Genomic DNA, 14,941 nt, shown 5'->3' on the forward strand with positions numbered 1-14,941 from the left:
AACTGCACCAAGTGCCGAGCTGCGCGATGTATCGAGTAGAACCGTACGCGGTAACGTGGCATGTCCGCATCCGAACCCCGTCCGAGCGGGGCCGGAGACCACGGAAAGGACTGGCCGACCGGCCGACGCTCTATGAACCGCAAGACAGTGTTTCGCACCCTGGCCATAATCGCGGGCATCTTGCTCGTGGTCTATGCGTTCAGCTATTTCGGCAACGACACGCGCGGGTGGAAGAACGTCGACACCTCCGTGGCCCTGCAGCAGCTGAACGACAAGGCCAACGTCAAGAACGTGCAGATCGATGACCGCGAGCAACAGCTCCGGATCGAACTGAACAACGGCAACGACGCCACCAAAGGCTCGAACAAGATCCTCGCGAAGTATCCGAGCGGTACTTCCAACCAGATCTTCGACGCGGTGAAGTCGACCGGTACGCAGTACAACACGGTGGTCAAGACCGAAGGCTGGCTGACCCAGATCCTGTTGTTCGTGCTGCCGATGATCATCCTGCTGGGCCTGTTCGTCTTCGTGATGGGACGCATGCAGGGCGGCGGCCGCGGCGGCATGATGGGCTTCGGTAAATCCAAGGCCAAGCAGCTGTCCAAGGACATGCCCAAGACCACGTTCGCGGATGTGGCCGGCGCCGACGAGGCCGTCGAAGAGCTCTACGAAATCAAGGACTTCCTGCAGAACCCGGTCCGCTACCAGGCCCTGGGCGCGAAGATCCCGAAGGGCGTGCTGCTCTACGGTCCCCCCGGTACCGGTAAGACGCTGCTGGCGCGCGCCGTCGCCGGTGAAGCCGGTGTCCCGTTCTTCACCATCTCCGGTTCCGACTTCGTCGAGATGTTCGTCGGTGTCGGCGCCTCCCGCGTGCGTGACCTGTTCGATCAGGCCAAGCAGAACAGCCCCTGCATCATCTTCGTCGACGAGATCGACGCGGTCGGCCGCCAGCGCGGCGCCGGCCTCGGCGGCGGTCACGACGAACGCGAGCAGACGCTGAACCAGTTGCTCGTCGAGATGGACGGCTTCGGTGACCGCACCGGCGTCATCCTGATCGCGGCGACCAACCGCCCCGACATCCTGGATCCGGCGCTGCTGCGCCCGGGCCGCTTCGACCGCCAGATCCCGGTCAGCAACCCGGACCTGGCCGGCCGTCGCGCCATCCTGCGGGTGCACTCCTCGGGCAAGCCGATCTCGCCCGACGCCGACCTCGAGGGCTTGGCCAAGCGCACCGTCGGCATGTCCGGCGCCGATCTGGCCAACGTCATCAACGAGGCCGCGCTGCTCACCGCCCGCGAGAACGGCTCGGTCATCACCGGCGCCAACCTCGAGGAATCGGTGGACCGCGTGATCGGCGGCCCGCGCCGCAAGAGCCGCATCATCAGCGAGCACGAGAAGAAGATCACCGCCTACCACGAGGGTGGCCACACCCTGGCGGCCTGGGCGATGCCCGATATCGAGCCCGTCTACAAGGTCACCATCCTGGCGCGCGGCCGCACCGGCGGCCATGCCATGACGGTCCCCGAGGACGACAAGGGCCTGATGACCCGCTCGGAGATGATCGCCCGCCTGGTCATGGCCATGGGTGGTCGCGCGGCCGAGGAACTGGTGTTCCACGAGCCGACCACCGGTGCGTCCTCCGATATCGACCAGGCCACCAAGATCGCCCGCGCGATGGTCACCGAGTACGGCATGAGCGCCCGCCTGGGTGCGGTGCGCTACGGCCAGGAGGGCGGGGATCCGTTCCTCGGCCGGTCGATGGGTCAGCATTCGGATTACTCGCACGAGGTCGCCGGCGCCATCGACGAGGAGGTGCGCAACCTCATCGAGGCCGCGCACACCGAGGCGTGGGCCATCCTGAACGAGTACCGCGATGTGCTGGACGTGCTGGCCACCGCGCTGCTGGAGAAGGAAACGCTGCACCGCCGCGAGCTCGAGGAACTGCTCGCCGCGGTCGAAAAGCGCCCGCGTATCACCGCTTTCAACGATTTCGGTGATCGCATGCCCTCGGACAAGCCGCCGGTGAAGACGCCGCGCGAGCTGGCCCAGGAACGTGGCGAGCCGTGGCCGCCCGCCGAGTCGCTGCCCGCCCCGGCGGCGGCGCAGCGTGAGCCCGCACCGGCCAACGGCTATCCGCCGGAGGGGTACACGGGTCAGCCGCAGTACAAGTACCCGCCCGCGGCCGATCCCGGTTACCGTCCGCAGCCGACCCAGGGTTTCCCGCGTCCCGCGGGCGGCACCCAGGGTTCGCGTCCGGATTACGGCGCTCCCGCCGGTTGGTCCGCGCCGGGCTGGCCGCCGCGCGAGGAGCCGCAGCAGCAGCAGCCCGGTCAGCCCTATCAGCAGTGGCGTAACCCGCAGCCGGGCCAGCCGCAGCAGGGTCAGCAACCGCAGGGTCAGCAGCCGGATCGGGGCTACGACCGCGGCGGTTACGACGAGCCGTCCTCCGGTGAGGGCGAGAACCGCGATTGGGATGGCCCGAACAGCCGGCACTGAGCGGATTAATGCGCGGCCCGGACCCGTTGTGATCAACGGGATCGGGCGCCATTTACGCTCGTACGGTGGGTGCCGAGAGATTGCCGGCGTCCCGGGATTTGGAGGTGTCTCGATTGTCGGCCAACCAGCACAGTGACAGCCACTCGCTCGGCGTCGCGAACGGTGCTGTCGATCAGACGCCCGTCAACGGAGCCAACGGCGTGGCACCGGTGAAAGACCTGGTCGCACTCGAAACCGGGCGCACCTTCGATCAGCCGCGCGCCGAAGCCGCGATCCGCGAATTGCTGCTCGCGGTGGGGGAGAACCCGGACCGTCCCGGTCTGATCGACACCCCGTCCCGCGTCGCGCGCGCCTACCGCGAAATGTTCGCCGGGCTCTACCAGGAGCCGGACGCGGTGCTCAACACCACCTTCGACGAAGGTCATCAGGAATTGGTGCTGGTCCGCGATATCCCGATGTATTCGACCTGCGAACACCACCTGGTGTCGTTCCACGGTGTCGCGCACGTCGGCTATATCCCCGGCACGCACGGCCGGGTGACGGGTCTGTCCAAGCTGGCCCGGCTGGTCGACCTGTACTCCAAGCGCCCGCAGGTGCAGGAGCGGCTGACCAGTCAGATCGCCGATGCCATCATGCGCAAGCTGGATCCGCGCGGCGCCATCGTGGTGGTGGAGGCCGAGCACCTGTGCATGGCCATGCGCGGCATCCGCAAGCCCGGCGCGAGCACCACGACGTCGGCGGTGCGCGGCATGCTGCAGTCCAACGCCGCCTCGCGTGCCGAGGCGCTGGACCTCATCCTCCGGAAGTGAAGTCGTCGATGGTGGCTCCGCGTGGGGGGCGGTCGTGTGTGGTGATGGGCGTTGTGAACGTCACCAGCGATTCGTTTTCCGACGGTGGCCGCTATCTGGATCCTGATGTGGCTGTGGCACACGGGATCTCGCTGCACGAGCTGGGTGCCGACATTGTCGACGTCGGGGGTGAATCCACTCGGCCGGGCGCGGCTCGGATTGATCCGGAAACCGAGGCGGCCCGGGTGGTTCCGGTGATCCGCGGTCTCGCGGCGGCGGGCGTGCCGACCAGCGTGGACACCATGCGGGCGAGCGTGGCCGAGGCCGCCATCGCCGCGGGTGTGTCCATGGTGAACGACGTCTCCGGTGGGCGCGCCGACGTCGGCATGGTGAAAGTCGTTGCGGCGGCCAAGGTTCCATGGGTTCTGATGCATTGGCGCGCTGATGCGAACTACCAGCACACCGGTCCCGCCGAGCACTATGACGACGTGGTCGCCGAGGTGGCGCGGGAGTTGCGGCAGCAGGTCGAAATGGCCGTGGCCGGCGGTGTCGACTACGACAAGCTGATCCTGGATCCGGGCATCGGTTTCGCCAAGAACGCAGACCACAACTGGGAGTTGCTGGGCGCGTTGGCGGCCGGGTCCGAGCTGACCGACATGGGTTTGCCGATCCTGATCGGGGCTTCGCGGAAACGCTTCCTCGGTTCGTTGCTGGCCGACGCCGACGGGCCGCGCCCGCCGGACGGCCGGGAGATCGCGACCGCCACCATTTCCGCGCTGGCCGCCGAACACGGTGCATGGGGTGTACGTGTGCACGACGTGCGTGCTTCGCTGGACGCCATCGCGGTCACCGACGCCTGTACTCGGGCCGCCGCCCGGGTGCGGGAAAAGCATCGGCGCCCCGAAAACGGGCTGTGGTCCCGGAGGGAAGTACGGCATTGAGCACTGGGGGATGGAAGCCGACGGAGGAGGCGGGGCGGGTGAGCGCAGACCGCATCGAGCTGCGCGGCCTGCGCGTCTTCGCCCATCACGGAGTTTTCGATTTCGAGCGCCGGGACGGCCAGGAGTTCATCGTCGATCTCACGCTGTGGACCGACTTCGCGGCCGCCGCGAAGTCCGACGACATCGCCGACACCGTGCACTACGGCGAACTGGCCGAGCTGGCGGTGCGGATCGTGCAGGGCACGCCGCGCAACCTGATCGAGACGGTGGCCGCCGAACTCGCCGACGAGGTGATGACCGATCCGCGGGTGCAGGCCTGTGAGGTGGTGCTGCACAAGCCCTCCGCGCCGATCCCGCACACCTTCGCCGACGTCCGCGTCGTGACCAAGAGGGCTCGCGAGTGACGCGCGCGGTGTTGTCGATCGGCTCGAATCTCGGGGACCGGCTCGCGCATCTCCGCAGCGTCGTGGACGGACTGGGGGAGCGGGTGCGCGCGGTGTCCCCGGTGTACTCGACCCCACCGTGGGGCGGTGTCGAACAGGACGACTACCTCAATGCCATTGTGCTGGTGGACGACCCGGCGTTCGGCTGCATGGACTGGCTGCGCGCCGGTCAACGGCTGGAGCAGGCCGCCGATCGGGTGCGCGAGGTGCGCTGGGGCGCGCGAACCCTCGATGTCGACGTGGTCTGGTGCGCCGCGGGCGAAAAGCCCCTGCGCAGCGCCGCCCCCGAACTGACGCTCCCGCATCCGCAGGCGCACAACCGCGCGTTCGTGCTGGTGCCGTGGCTGGACGTGGACCCGGCCGCCGAACTCGAAGTCGACGGCGAAGCGCACCCGGTGCGTGAGCTGCTGCGGCGACTGGACCCGGCCGAGCGCGACGGCGTCCGCCGGACCGAGCACATCCTGGCCATCACGACCAGCAAGGGCGAGCCGTGCAACTGAAGCCGACCCGGATCCTGGATCTCGTCGCGAATCTGCTGATCGCGGCGGTCGTCGCCTGGGCCGCCACCCGCGTGGCGTACGGCAATTTCCCGTCGATCTCGATTTTCGCCGGGGCCTCGCTGTTTCCGGTGGCGGTGCTCGAGGCGGTGCTGGCGTTCATGATCCGGGCCAAGGTCAACAACGACGAGATCGGGGACGGCCGGAATCGGCTGCATCCGATCACGGCAGCCCGTGCTGTGGCATTGGCCAAGGCGTCGGTGCATGTCGGTTCGATCGCCGCGGGTGTCTGGCTCGGTTTCCTGTGCTGGGTCCTCCCGCAGCGCGGGACCTTGCGCGTGGCCGCCGCGGATTCGCCCGGCGCCATCGTCGGTTTGCTCGCGGGCCTGGCGCTGGCGGCGGCGGCGTTGTGGCTCGAGTATTGCTGCAGGGCCCCCGACGACCCTTCCGACGACGCCGCAACTACCTAGCAAGCAGGGCGGTCGGAATAATTCCGATAGTCCCTGTGCCTGTCGCGTCATCCGAGCTACCCTGGCGGGCATGGTTTCACCCTCCCGTACCAGCACTTCCCGGTCGCGACGGGACCAAGCGGGAAAATTGTTCATCGGTTCGCTGATTCTGCTCGGTCTGGTTGCCAGCGTTTTCCTGGTCTTCAGCAACAGCTTGCAATTTGTCAGGATCGGCTTGGTCGCGGCGCTCTGGGCTGCCGTGATCGGCGCATTAGCCGCGACCCGGTACCGCAAGGAAGCCACGATCGATAAGGCCAAGGCACGCGACCTGCAGAAGGTCTACGAGTTGCAGCTGGAGCGCGAGGTCACCGCGCGCCGCGAATACGAGCTCGGCCTCGAGGCGCGGGTGCGCCAGGAGGTCGGTGCCGACGCCGCCGAAATGGCCGCCCTCAGAGCCGAGCTCAGTGTGCTGCGGCACAGTCTGCAGCGGCTCTTCGACGGCGAGCTACCCGTGGAGCGGCCCGCACTGCGTGCCGACGCCACCAGAATCCAGGAATTGCCGGGCGGTTCGACGAATCCGGCGAACAATAGCTCCGCGAATGCCGACCCCTGGGTGATGGGCCTACCGGGCACCATCGGTGAGCAAATGCGCAGCAGTGTGACCCCCGTTTTCTCGCCGGATCATCCGGAGGCCCCGCAGTTCGCGAGCCCGTTCGACGAGCCGGTGACCGCCGAAACCCAGGCCGTCCCACGCGAATACGACAACATCGAAGACGCCGAGATCACCGACGAGCGCCGCTACCCCGACCCGGACCGGTCCGGGTCGACGTGGGCCGGCGCCTTCACCGAAGCCAAGCCCGCCAAGGCCGCCGAGCCCAAGCCGGCCCCGCTGCGCCTGCCGCCGCCGGATCAACCGGCCGAGCCGCGCCCGCCGGCCGCCCCGCGCCCGCGACCCACCACCACGGCCGCCCCCAGCCCGCATGTCGGCACCCCGACATCACGCCGGCGCCGCCGCGTCGACGCCGAAGCCGAGTCGGGCACCGGTGCGCGCAAGCTCTCGGTCGCCGAGATCATGGCCAACCTCCAATCCGAGGAGAACGGCCGAGCCTGACCCGGCTGGTGCCGCAGATCACGCCCGCCCGCCGTGGCGTCGGCGAACCCCGGGCCGATATCCTCTACACGTAACGTCTGGTACCCGCTTGCCGGGACTGGAACGACATCTCGAGAGGACAACGTTGACCTCTAGAAGCATGACTTCTGACGGTGGTGGAGCCGAGGACTTCGACCCCGCGCCCGCACGCCTGACGGTGGGAATCGTCTCGGCGGGACGCGTCGGTTCGGCCCTCGGTGTCGCCTTGGAACGCGCCGGGCACGTGGTGTTCGGCGTCTCCGCCATTTCCGACGCCTCCGTGCACCGGGCGCGTACCCGCCTGCCCGATTCCGAAATCCTCCCGGTGGAGGACGTGGCCGCGCGCAGCGAACTACTGCTGCTGGCTGTCCCGGACGCCGAGCTGGCCGGCCTGGTGCGCGGCATGGCCGCCGCCGGTGTGGTCCGCCCGGGCACGATCGTCGCGCACACCTCCGGCGCCAACGGCGTCGGCGTGCTCGCCCCGCTCACCGCGAACGGCGTGCTGCCGCTGGCCATTCATCCCGCCATGACCTTCACCGGTCACGACGAGGACGTCGCCCGGCTGGGCAACGCCTGCTTCGGCATCACCGCCGCCGACGACATCGGCTACGCCATCGCCCAGTCGCTGGTGATCGAGATGGGCGGCGAACCGGTCCGGGTCGCCGAGGAGAATCGCACGCTGTACCACGCCGCGCTGGCGCACGGCAGCAATCACCTGGTCACCGTGATCGTGGACGCGGTGGCGGCGCTGCGGCAGGCCCTGGCCGGTCCCGGCCTGCTCGGTCAGCAAATCGTCGACGAGCAGCCGAACGGGCTGGCCGAACGCCTGCTCGCCCCGCTCGCCTCGGCCGCGCTGGACAACGCGCTGCGCCGTGGCCAGGCCGCCTTGACCGGGCCGGTGGCACGCGGTGACGCCGAGGCAGTCGCCGCGCACCTGCACGCGCTGCAAGCCATGGACCCTCGGCTGGCTGCGGGCTACCGCGCCATGTCGCTGCGCACGGCCGAACGGGCGCAGACCAATCCCGCCCTGATCGAATTGCTGGAAGGACGCCCCTGATGGATCCGAAATTGCGCGAGGCGTACCGTCCCGGCGAGCTGACCGTGCACCACGATCCCGCGGTGGTGTCGGCGATCAGCAAGGCGATGCGCACGGTCGGCCGCACCGTCGGCTTCGTCCCCACCATGGGGGCACTGCACGAGGGCCACCTCGCCATCGTGCGCGAGGCCAAGCGGCGCAACCGCATCGTCATCGTGTCGGTCTTCGTCAACCCGCTGCAATTCGGCGCCGGCGAGGACCTCGACAAATACCCGCGCACCCTGGAAGCCGACGTGGAGCTGCTGCGCGGCGAGGGCGTCGATGTGGTGTTCGCTCCGAGCGCCCTGGACATGTACCCCGACGGCCCTCGCACCACCGTGCAGCCCGGCCCCGTCGGCGCCGAGCTGGAGGGCGCGAGCCGCCCCACGCATTTCGCGGGCATGCTGACCGTGGTCGCGAAGCTGCTGCAGATCGTCCGCCCGACCGAGGCGTTCTTCGGCGAGAAGGACTACCAGCAGCTCACCCTGATCCGGCAGCTGGTCCGGGATCTGAACTTCGACGCCACGATCGTGCCGGTGCCGACCGTGCGCGAGGCCGACGGGCTGGCGATGTCCTCGCGCAACCGTTTTCTCGATGCGGCGCAACGGGAATCGGCGCTGGCGTTGTCGGCGGCGCTGCTCGCGGGCAAGCTGGCCGGCGGGCTCGGTGCGGACGGGGTGCTGTCGGCGGCCCGGCAGGTGCTCGACGCCGCTCCCGGCGTCGAGGTCGACTACCTGGAACTGCGGTCCACGACCCTCGGCCCCGCCCCTGTCACCGGCAACGCCCGCCTGCTGGTCGCGGCCAAGGTCGGCAATACCCGCCTGATCGACAACGTCCCCCTCGTGCTTACTCCGACCAGCGCCGCTGTCGAAGCCGCTGTTTCCTGAAAGGCCACTCCCATGCTGCGCACCATGATGAAGTCCAAGATCCACCGGGCCACCGTCACCCACGCCGACCTGCACTACGTCGGTTCGGTGACCGTCGATCAGGATCTGCTCGACGCCGCCGATCTGCTCGAGGGCGAGCAGGTCGCGATCGTCGACATCACCAACGGCGCCCGCCTCGAGACCTACGTGATCGCCGGTGAGCGCGGTTCCGGCGTCATCGGAATCAACGGCGCCGCGGCGCATCTCGTGCACCCGGGCGACCTGGTCATCCTGATCGCCTACGCCCAGATGAACGAGCAGGAAGTCCGCGAGTACGACCCGAAGGTGGTCTTCGTCGACGACCGCAACCGCCAGGTCGAGCTGGGTTCGGATCCGGCGCACGCCCCGGCGGGCTCGGATCTCATTTCCCCACGCGCGCTGACCTTCAACTGACGACCAAACCTCGGGATCGGGTGAGCAATGCTGCTGACCATCGACGTCCGGAACACCCACGTCGAATTGGGACTGTTCTCGGGCTCCGGTAATCACGCGAAGCTGGTGCGGCACTGGCGGTTACATACCAACCCATTGCTGACCGCCGACGAATTCGCCATGCAGGTGCGCGGCCTGGTCGGCGATCAGGTGGACCAGGTGACGGGCGTCGCCGCGCTGTCCACGGTGCCGCCGGTATTGCGCGAGATCCGGCTCATGCTGGAGCGGTATTGGCACCATGTGCCCAACATCGTCGTGGAACCCGGTGTGCGGACCGGAATTCCGCTGCTGGTCGACAATCCGAAAGAAATCGGCGCCGACCGCATCGTGAATACCCTTGCGGCGCATCATCAATTCAGCGCAGCGGCGATTGTCGTCGATTTCGGTACCGCGACCACCGTGGACCTGGTTTCGGCGAAGGGCGAATTCCTGGGCGGGGTGATCGCGCCGGGCGTGGAGATCTCCAGCGAGGCGCTGATCGAGCGGGCCGCGCTACGCCGGGTGGAGCTGGCCCGCCCGCGTTCGGTGGTCGGCAAGAACACCGTCGAGGCCATCCAGTCGGGCGCGATCTACGGATTCGCCGGCCTGGTGGACGGGCTGATCGACCGGATCCGCGACGAGTTCGACGCCTTCTCCGGTGACGACGTCGCGATCGTCGCGACCGGCATCAGCGCGCCGCTCATCGTCCCGGAATCGGAGACCATCGAGCACCACGAGCCGCACCTGACCTCTACCGGCTTGCGCCTGGTCTACGAGCGCAACCAGCAGCGCCGCAAACCGTGATGGCGCGCATCACTGGAACCGAGGCTGGCGCCGACCGGCGGGCTGTTGTTATAGTCGCTGGCATGTCGTTCCGCGTGCGCACCCAGGAGTGTTGTCGAGGCTGATCAAGCCTCGACCGTTCGAGGCTGACTTCAAGTCCCTCGACCGATCAAACTCCTGGAGATTCGCTCATGCGTTCTTCTGTTCTTTCCCTCCCTGTCTCGGGTAGAACCTCTCCGGCGCCCGCGCTGCCCACCCGGCTGCGCCCGGCCGACCTGCTGCGGCTCACCGATGAAGGCGCCAACGACGTCCTCGCGGGCAAATTCGACCATCTACTACCCGCCGATGGTGTCTGGCCCGTCGACAACCGCTGGGCCACCCGCCTGGTCACCGACGACGAGGTCGATGTCTGGCTGATCAGCTGGACCCCCGGTAAGTCCACCGAATTGCACGACCATGCCGGCTCGCTCGGCGCACTCACCGTATTGAGCGGCGCGCTCGCGGAATTCCGCTGGGATGGCGCGCAATTGCGGCAGCGCACCTTGTCCGCCGGTGATCAGGCCGCTTTCCCGATCGGCTGGGTGCACGACGTCGAGCACGCCCCCGAGCCCGCGGGGCTGGGCGATCCCACGCTCAGCGTGCACGCCTATTCCCCGCCGCTGACCGCCATGTCGTATTACCAGGTGACCGAGCACGGCACCTTGCGGCGCACCCACACCGTCCTCACCGACCAGCCCGAAGGTGATATCTGATGACGCATTTGACCATTGATCAGATGCTCGACAAGGCCCGCACCCGGCTGCGCCGGCGCTACGTTTTCGAATTGCCCGAGGCCCTGGGCCGCGGCGCGATTCTGGTCGACATCCGGCCGCAGGCGCAGCGCGACCGCGAGGGCACCCTGCCCGGCGCCTTGGTGATCGAACGGAATGTTCTGGAATGGCGCCTCGATCCCACCAGTTCCGCGCGGCTGGCGCTGGCCGCCGACCATGACGTGGAATGGATCATCGTCTGCTCCGAGGGCTATACCTCCAGCCTTGCCGCGGCCTCGCTGCAAGAACTCGGTCTGCACCGCGCGACCGATCTGATCGGCGGCTATCAGGCGCTCAAAGCGGCCGGGCTGCTCAGCATCGCCGTCACCGCCCCGCACTTCGCTCGTGAGGTGCAGGCGCTGGCCTCGTTGTAATCCGCTGGCGGGACAAGGGTTTTCGTTAAGGGATCGCTAATTCCCGCAAACTGCCCGGGCACCTTTAAAACGATTTCCGGTGCCCGCTAGTGTTAGCGGACGTGAGCACCGAAAACCCGCCTTCGTCCGGTCGCTCCGCAGGTAAGGATCCTGCGGGGCAATCCAGTCGACCCGCTCCGGAAGTAGATGTTCCGGAGCAGATGCGGATTCGCCAGGACAAGCGCGCGCGGCTCCTCGCCGCGGGTACCGAGGCTTATCCGGTGGTGGTCGCGCGCACGCACACCCTCGCCGAAATCCGCGCCGCCCATCCGGAACTGGAGCCGGGCGCCGAGACCGGCGAGCAGGTCGGTGTCGTCGGCCGCGTCATTTTCGTGCGCAATACCGGAAAGCTGTGTTTCGCGACGCTGCAGGAAGGTGACGGCACCAAGCTGCAGGCGATGATCAGCCTGAACGGTGTCGGCGCGGAAGCGCTCGCGGCGTGGAAGTCCGATGTCGATCTCGGTGACTTCGTGTTCGTGCACGGTGAGGTCATCTCCTCGCGCACCGGTGAATTGAGCGTCATGGCCGATTCCTGGTCCATGTCCGCCAAGTCGTTGCGCCCGCTGCCGGTCGCGCACAAGGAGATGAACGAGGAATCGCGGGTCCGGCAGCGCTATGTCGACCTGATCGTGCGTCCCGAGGCCCGGGAAATGGCCCGGACCAGGGTCGCGGTGGTGCGGGCGCTGCGTACCGCGCTGGAGCGGCGCGGTTTCCTCGAGGTCGAGACCCCCATGTTGCAGACGCTGCACGGCGGCGCCGCGGCGCGCCCGTTCGTCACCCATTCCAATGCGCTGGATATGGATCTGTTCCTGCGTATCGCCCCGGAGCTGTTCCTCAAGCGCTGCGTCGTCGGCGGCCTGGAGAAGGTCTTCGAGATCAACCGGAACTTCCGGAACGAGGGCGCCGACTCCACGCATTCGCCGGAGTTCGCCATGCTGGAAACCTACGAGGCGTACGGCACCTACGACACCTCCGCGGTGATGACCCGGGAATTGGTTCAGGAAGTCGCGCAGGAGGCGTTCGGCACCCAGGTGCTGACGCTCGCCGACGGCACCGAATACGATCTCAGCGGCGAGTGGGCAACCGTCGAGATGTACCCCTCGCTGTCCGATTCGATCGGCGTTTCGGTTACCCCGGAAACAACTGTGCAGGAATTGCTGACGCTCGCCGATCGGGTGGGTTTGGAAATTCCGGAGGGCAAAGGCTACGGTCACGGCAAACTTGTCGAGGAACTGTGGGAACATGTCTACGGCGACAAACTGTATGCACCGACTTTTGTGCGCGACTTCCCGGTGGAGACCTCGCCGCTCACTCGCCAGCATCGCAGCAAACCTGGAGTTACCGAAAAATGGGACCTCTATGTGCGCGGCTTCGAGTTGGCAACCGGCTATTCGGAGTTGGTCGATCCGGTCATCCAGCGCGAGCGGTTCGTCGACCAAGCGAGGCTCGCCGCGCAGGGTGACGACGAAGCTATGGTCCTCGACGAAGACTTCCTTGCCGCGATGGAGTACGGTATGCCACCGACGACGGGAACCGGTATGGGAATCGATCGCTTGTTGATGGCACTGACGGGATTGGGAATCCGCGAAACGATACTGTTCCCAATTGTGCGTCCGGTCACGCGCTGAGCACACCGTAGCGACTGCTTGTCAGGTCGCTCGAAAAGGTCGGATTCAAAAGTTTGGATCCCGTCTTGGAAATTTCCGAATTCGAGGTATTCTTGCCTCGGGTAATCGGCCTAGTATGCGGGTCGCACGATTTCGAGAGGACGTTCATCTCATGGCAAAGAAGGTCACCGTTAGCCTGATCGACGATGTCGACGGTGAGTCCATCGCGGACGAGACCATCGAGTTCTCGATCGACGGTGTGTCGTACGAGATCGATCTGTCGACAGCAAATGCGGCGAAGCTGCGCGATGGACTGGATCAGTGGGTTTCCAGTGCTCGCCGGGTGAGCGGACGTCGCCGGGTGAAGGCTGCCGCGGGTGCTACCGCTGCCCCGAAGAGCCGGGTTTCCATCGATCGTGAACAAAGCGCGGCAATTCGCGAGTGGGCGCGCCGGAATGGACACAAGGTGTCCGCACGCGGCCGCATCTCGGCCGACATCACCGATGCTTACAACAAGGCATCGAAGGGCTGAAATTTTTTCTTCAACTGCCGCCCGGGCAAATCGTGCGACGCCGGGGCGGCAGTGTTGTATCCATAGGCGGTCGGCATGGCCGCCCAGATCCGGTTCGCTGCGATCTTGCTAGTGGGTACCTCCAGGCGGCACCATGGGTACTGTGTCGTGGTCACTGATCGTATGGAGAGTTGAGGTACCTGCGCAGTGACAGGTTCTTTCGTCGGTTCATTGCTCCGGTTCATGGATGAGACGGGCACGTGGCAGGAGTTCATGCTCGCGCCCGAGCAGCAGCGCATCACCATCGGCCGCTCCATCCACGCCGATCTGTCCATGCCCTGGGACGCCGAGGTGTCCCGATTGCACGCCGCCGTCGAATACCTGGGCGCGCACTGGACCATCGTCGACGACGGGCTCTCCCGCAACGGCACCTTCGTCAACGGGGACCGCCTGGCGGGCCGGCGCCGCCTGATGGCCGGGGACAAGATCCGCGTCGGCAGCTCCATGGTGGAATTCCGCCACTACGGCGCCGTCGCCGACGACCCCACCCGCACCACCACCGGGACCATGCCGACCCTGCGCTCGCTTACCGATACCCAGCGTTCGGTGCTGGTCGCGCTGTGCCGTCCGTACAAGAACGGCGCCGGTTTCGCCACGCCCGCCTCCAATCAGCAGATCGCCGAGGAATTGTTCCTCAGCGTCGACGCGATCAAGACCCACCTGCGGGTGCTGTTCGCCAAGTTCGGGGTGGAGAGCCTGCCGCAGAACCAGAAGCGAGTTCGCCTGGCGGCGTTGGCCATGCAGAGTGGCCTCATCTCTGATAGAGATCTCTGAGCCACGCCACCCGCGTGGACGATGACGTAAGTAGCCGAGCGCCTGAACCATGGTTGCTCCCGCCGGAAAACGGTTGACTTATCTCATCGCCGGACCGAACGAAACGGCCAGGTCCGGGCTTCTCAGGCAGGAGATTTTCTATGAACGCGCTTCGTATCGCCGCGCTCGTTGCGGCCGCGCTGGCTTCGGGCTTGATCGGTGGTGTCTTCTACGCCTACGCGATCTCGGTGATGCCCGCGCTCAACCAGAGCGACGACCGCACCATCGTCGGAGTCATGCAGAAGATCAACGTGGTGATCATCAACCCGTGGTTCATGCTCGGCTTCATGGGCACCGTCGGCTTCAGCATTCTCGCGGCGGCGCTGCACCTCGGTAAGGATCACCGGGCCACGCTGGTCTGGATCGCAATCGCGTTGGTGCTCAACGTGATCGCGTTCGCGGTCACCGCGGGCTTGAACGTGCCCTTGAACGACCAGCTGGCCGCCGCCGGCGACGTGGGCCAGATCCAGAATCTGGCGCAGGTCCGCGCCGATTTCGAATCCACTTGGGTGCGTTGGAATATCGTCCGCGCGGTGCTGCACACGCTGGCGTTCCTGGTGCTGTGCGGTGCGCTGTTCGTGGCCGGTATCCAGCACGGCAAGGGCGCCACCGCGGCAGCCCCGGCCCCGGGTGCGGTGCCCGGCCAGTTCTCGGCGCCGTCGAATCCGCCGACCCTGCCGTTCAGCGCTCAGCAGAACATCGGGCAGCACGGCGGCGGGCAGTCGCAGCCGCCACGGTCGGGCTATGGCCGGATCTAGCCGGAAAACTATCCCTGCCGATTGCTCCCCGC

At 67.0% G+C, this 14,941-nt stretch carries 17 protein-coding genes; all 17 read left to right on the forward strand.

From position 1 onward, the window contains the following. Positions 1 to 132 precede the first annotated feature (132 nt). Complete coding sequence (ftsH, locus tag IBX22_RS19650; RefSeq protein ID WP_194816982.1) at positions 133 to 2,496, forward strand: ATP-dependent zinc metalloprotease FtsH; 2,364 nt, start codon at positions 133 to 135, stop codon at positions 2,494 to 2,496. 200 nt (positions 2,497 to 2,696) lie between these two features. Further along, complete coding sequence (folE, locus tag IBX22_RS19655; protein WP_194817810.1) at positions 2,697 to 3,305, forward strand: GTP cyclohydrolase I FolE; 609 nt, start codon at positions 2,697 to 2,699, stop codon at positions 3,303 to 3,305. 44 nt (positions 3,306 to 3,349) lie between these two features. Continuing rightward, positions 3,350 to 4,225 carry a dihydropteroate synthase gene (gene folP, locus IBX22_RS19660; RefSeq protein WP_255526441.1) on the forward strand — a complete coding sequence of 292 codons (876 nt, stop codon included), beginning with the start codon at positions 3,350 to 3,352 and terminating at the stop codon, positions 4,223 to 4,225. Positions 4,226 to 4,263: 38 nt separating this feature from the next. Then, positions 4,264 to 4,629, forward strand: coding sequence for a dihydroneopterin aldolase (gene folB / locus IBX22_RS19665; protein WP_194816983.1), 366 nt, complete (start codon positions 4,264 to 4,266; stop codon positions 4,627 to 4,629). Continuing rightward, entirely contained in the window at positions 4,626 to 5,168 is a 543-nt protein-coding gene (gene folK / locus IBX22_RS19670) for a 2-amino-4-hydroxy-6-hydroxymethyldihydropteridine diphosphokinase (RefSeq protein WP_194816984.1), read from the forward strand. Before folB ends, folK begins: the two co-directional genes overlap by 4 nt. Then, complete coding sequence (locus IBX22_RS19675; protein WP_194817812.1) at positions 5,165 to 5,635, forward strand: DUF3180 domain-containing protein; 471 nt, start codon at positions 5,165 to 5,167, stop codon at positions 5,633 to 5,635. Before folK ends, IBX22_RS19675 begins: the two co-directional genes overlap by 4 nt. Before the next feature lie 70 nt (positions 5,636 to 5,705). Next, positions 5,706 to 6,725: a DUF6779 domain-containing protein gene (locus tag IBX22_RS19680; protein WP_194816985.1), complete on the forward strand. Its 1,020-nt coding sequence runs from the start codon at positions 5,706 to 5,708 to the stop codon at positions 6,723 to 6,725. 139 nt (positions 6,726 to 6,864) lie between these two features. Further along, on the forward strand, positions 6,865 to 7,800 hold the full coding sequence (locus IBX22_RS19685; RefSeq protein WP_194816986.1) for a Rossmann-like and DUF2520 domain-containing protein: 936 nt from the start codon (positions 6,865 to 6,867) through the stop codon (positions 7,798 to 7,800). Beyond that, entirely contained in the window at positions 7,800 to 8,705 is a 906-nt protein-coding gene (gene panC / locus IBX22_RS19690) for a pantoate--beta-alanine ligase (protein ID WP_194816987.1), read from the forward strand. Before IBX22_RS19685 ends, panC begins: the two co-directional genes overlap by 1 nt. Positions 8,706 to 8,717: 12 nt before the next feature. After that, positions 8,718 to 9,137 carry an aspartate 1-decarboxylase gene (panD, locus tag IBX22_RS19695; protein WP_194816988.1) on the forward strand — a complete coding sequence of 140 codons (420 nt, stop codon included), beginning with the start codon at positions 8,718 to 8,720 and terminating at the stop codon, positions 9,135 to 9,137. Positions 9,138 to 9,164: 27 nt separating this feature from the next. Next, positions 9,165 to 9,959: a type III pantothenate kinase gene (locus IBX22_RS19700; protein WP_194816989.1), complete on the forward strand. Its 795-nt coding sequence runs from the start codon at positions 9,165 to 9,167 to the stop codon at positions 9,957 to 9,959. Between the two features lie 170 nt (positions 9,960 to 10,129). Then, positions 10,130 to 10,690 carry a cysteine dioxygenase family protein gene (locus IBX22_RS19705; protein ID WP_194816990.1) on the forward strand — a complete coding sequence of 187 codons (561 nt, stop codon included), beginning with the start codon at positions 10,130 to 10,132 and terminating at the stop codon, positions 10,688 to 10,690. Then, entirely contained in the window at positions 10,690 to 11,121 is a 432-nt protein-coding gene (locus tag IBX22_RS19710) for a rhodanese-like domain-containing protein (protein WP_194816991.1), read from the forward strand. Before IBX22_RS19705 ends, IBX22_RS19710 begins: the two co-directional genes overlap by 1 nt. A gap of 200 nt (positions 11,122 to 11,321) precedes the next feature. Next, positions 11,322 to 12,788, forward strand: a complete 1,467-nt coding sequence (lysS, locus tag IBX22_RS19715) for a lysine--tRNA ligase (protein ID WP_194816992.1) — start codon at positions 11,322 to 11,324, stop codon at positions 12,786 to 12,788. A 151-nt stretch (positions 12,789 to 12,939) separates the two neighbouring features. Continuing rightward, on the forward strand, positions 12,940 to 13,299 hold the full coding sequence (locus IBX22_RS19720; protein ID WP_194817813.1) for an Lsr2 family protein: 360 nt from the start codon (positions 12,940 to 12,942) through the stop codon (positions 13,297 to 13,299). A 222-nt stretch (positions 13,300 to 13,521) separates the two neighbouring features. Next, positions 13,522 to 14,112 carry an FHA domain-containing protein gene (locus IBX22_RS19725; RefSeq protein WP_228538882.1) on the forward strand — a complete coding sequence of 197 codons (591 nt, stop codon included), beginning with the start codon at positions 13,522 to 13,524 and terminating at the stop codon, positions 14,110 to 14,112. Positions 14,113 to 14,252: 140 nt separating this feature from the next. Then, the gene (locus tag IBX22_RS19730) at positions 14,253 to 14,909 is read left to right on the forward strand and encodes a DUF1772 domain-containing protein (RefSeq protein ID WP_194816993.1); all 657 of its coding nucleotides are present in this window, start codon (positions 14,253 to 14,255) and stop codon (positions 14,907 to 14,909) included. Positions 14,910 to 14,941 lie beyond the last annotated feature (32 nt).

This window comes from Nocardia sp. XZ_19_385 (assembly GCF_015355755.1).
GTDB lineage: Bacteria > Actinomycetota > Actinomycetes > Mycobacteriales > Mycobacteriaceae > Nocardia.

Excerpts from the sequence above, each read along its gene's own strand:
- lysS (WP_194816992.1), top strand. The coding sequence starts at position 11,322 with ATGCGGATTCGCCAGGACAAGCGCGCGCGGCTCCTCGCCGCGGGTACC.
- panC (WP_194816987.1), top strand. The coding sequence starts at position 7,800 with ATGGATCCGAAATTGCGCGAGGCGTACCGTCCCGGCGAGCTGACCGTG.
- IBX22_RS19685 (WP_194816986.1), top strand. The coding sequence starts at position 6,865 with ATGACTTCTGACGGTGGTGGAGCCGAGGACTTCGACCCCGCGCCCGCA.
- IBX22_RS19710 (WP_194816991.1), top strand. The coding sequence starts at position 10,690 with ATGACGCATTTGACCATTGATCAGATGCTCGACAAGGCCCGCACCCGG.
- ftsH (WP_194816982.1), top strand. The coding sequence starts at position 133 with ATGAACCGCAAGACAGTGTTTCGCACCCTGGCCATAATCGCGGGCATC.
- IBX22_RS19680 (WP_194816985.1), top strand. The coding sequence starts at position 5,706 with ATGGTTTCACCCTCCCGTACCAGCACTTCCCGGTCGCGACGGGACCAA.
- IBX22_RS19700 (WP_194816989.1), top strand. The coding sequence starts at position 9,165 with ATGCTGCTGACCATCGACGTCCGGAACACCCACGTCGAATTGGGACTG.
- IBX22_RS19730 (WP_194816993.1), top strand. The coding sequence starts at position 14,253 with ATGAACGCGCTTCGTATCGCCGCGCTCGTTGCGGCCGCGCTGGCTTCG.
- IBX22_RS19720 (WP_194817813.1), top strand. The coding sequence starts at position 12,940 with ATGGCAAAGAAGGTCACCGTTAGCCTGATCGACGATGTCGACGGTGAG.
- folP (WP_255526441.1), top strand. The coding sequence starts at position 3,350 with ATGGGCGTTGTGAACGTCACCAGCGATTCGTTTTCCGACGGTGGCCGC.
- IBX22_RS19725 (WP_228538882.1), top strand. The coding sequence starts at position 13,522 with ATGGATGAGACGGGCACGTGGCAGGAGTTCATGCTCGCGCCCGAGCAG.
- IBX22_RS19705 (WP_194816990.1), top strand. The coding sequence starts at position 10,130 with ATGCGTTCTTCTGTTCTTTCCCTCCCTGTCTCGGGTAGAACCTCTCCG.
- panD (WP_194816988.1), top strand. The coding sequence starts at position 8,718 with ATGCTGCGCACCATGATGAAGTCCAAGATCCACCGGGCCACCGTCACC.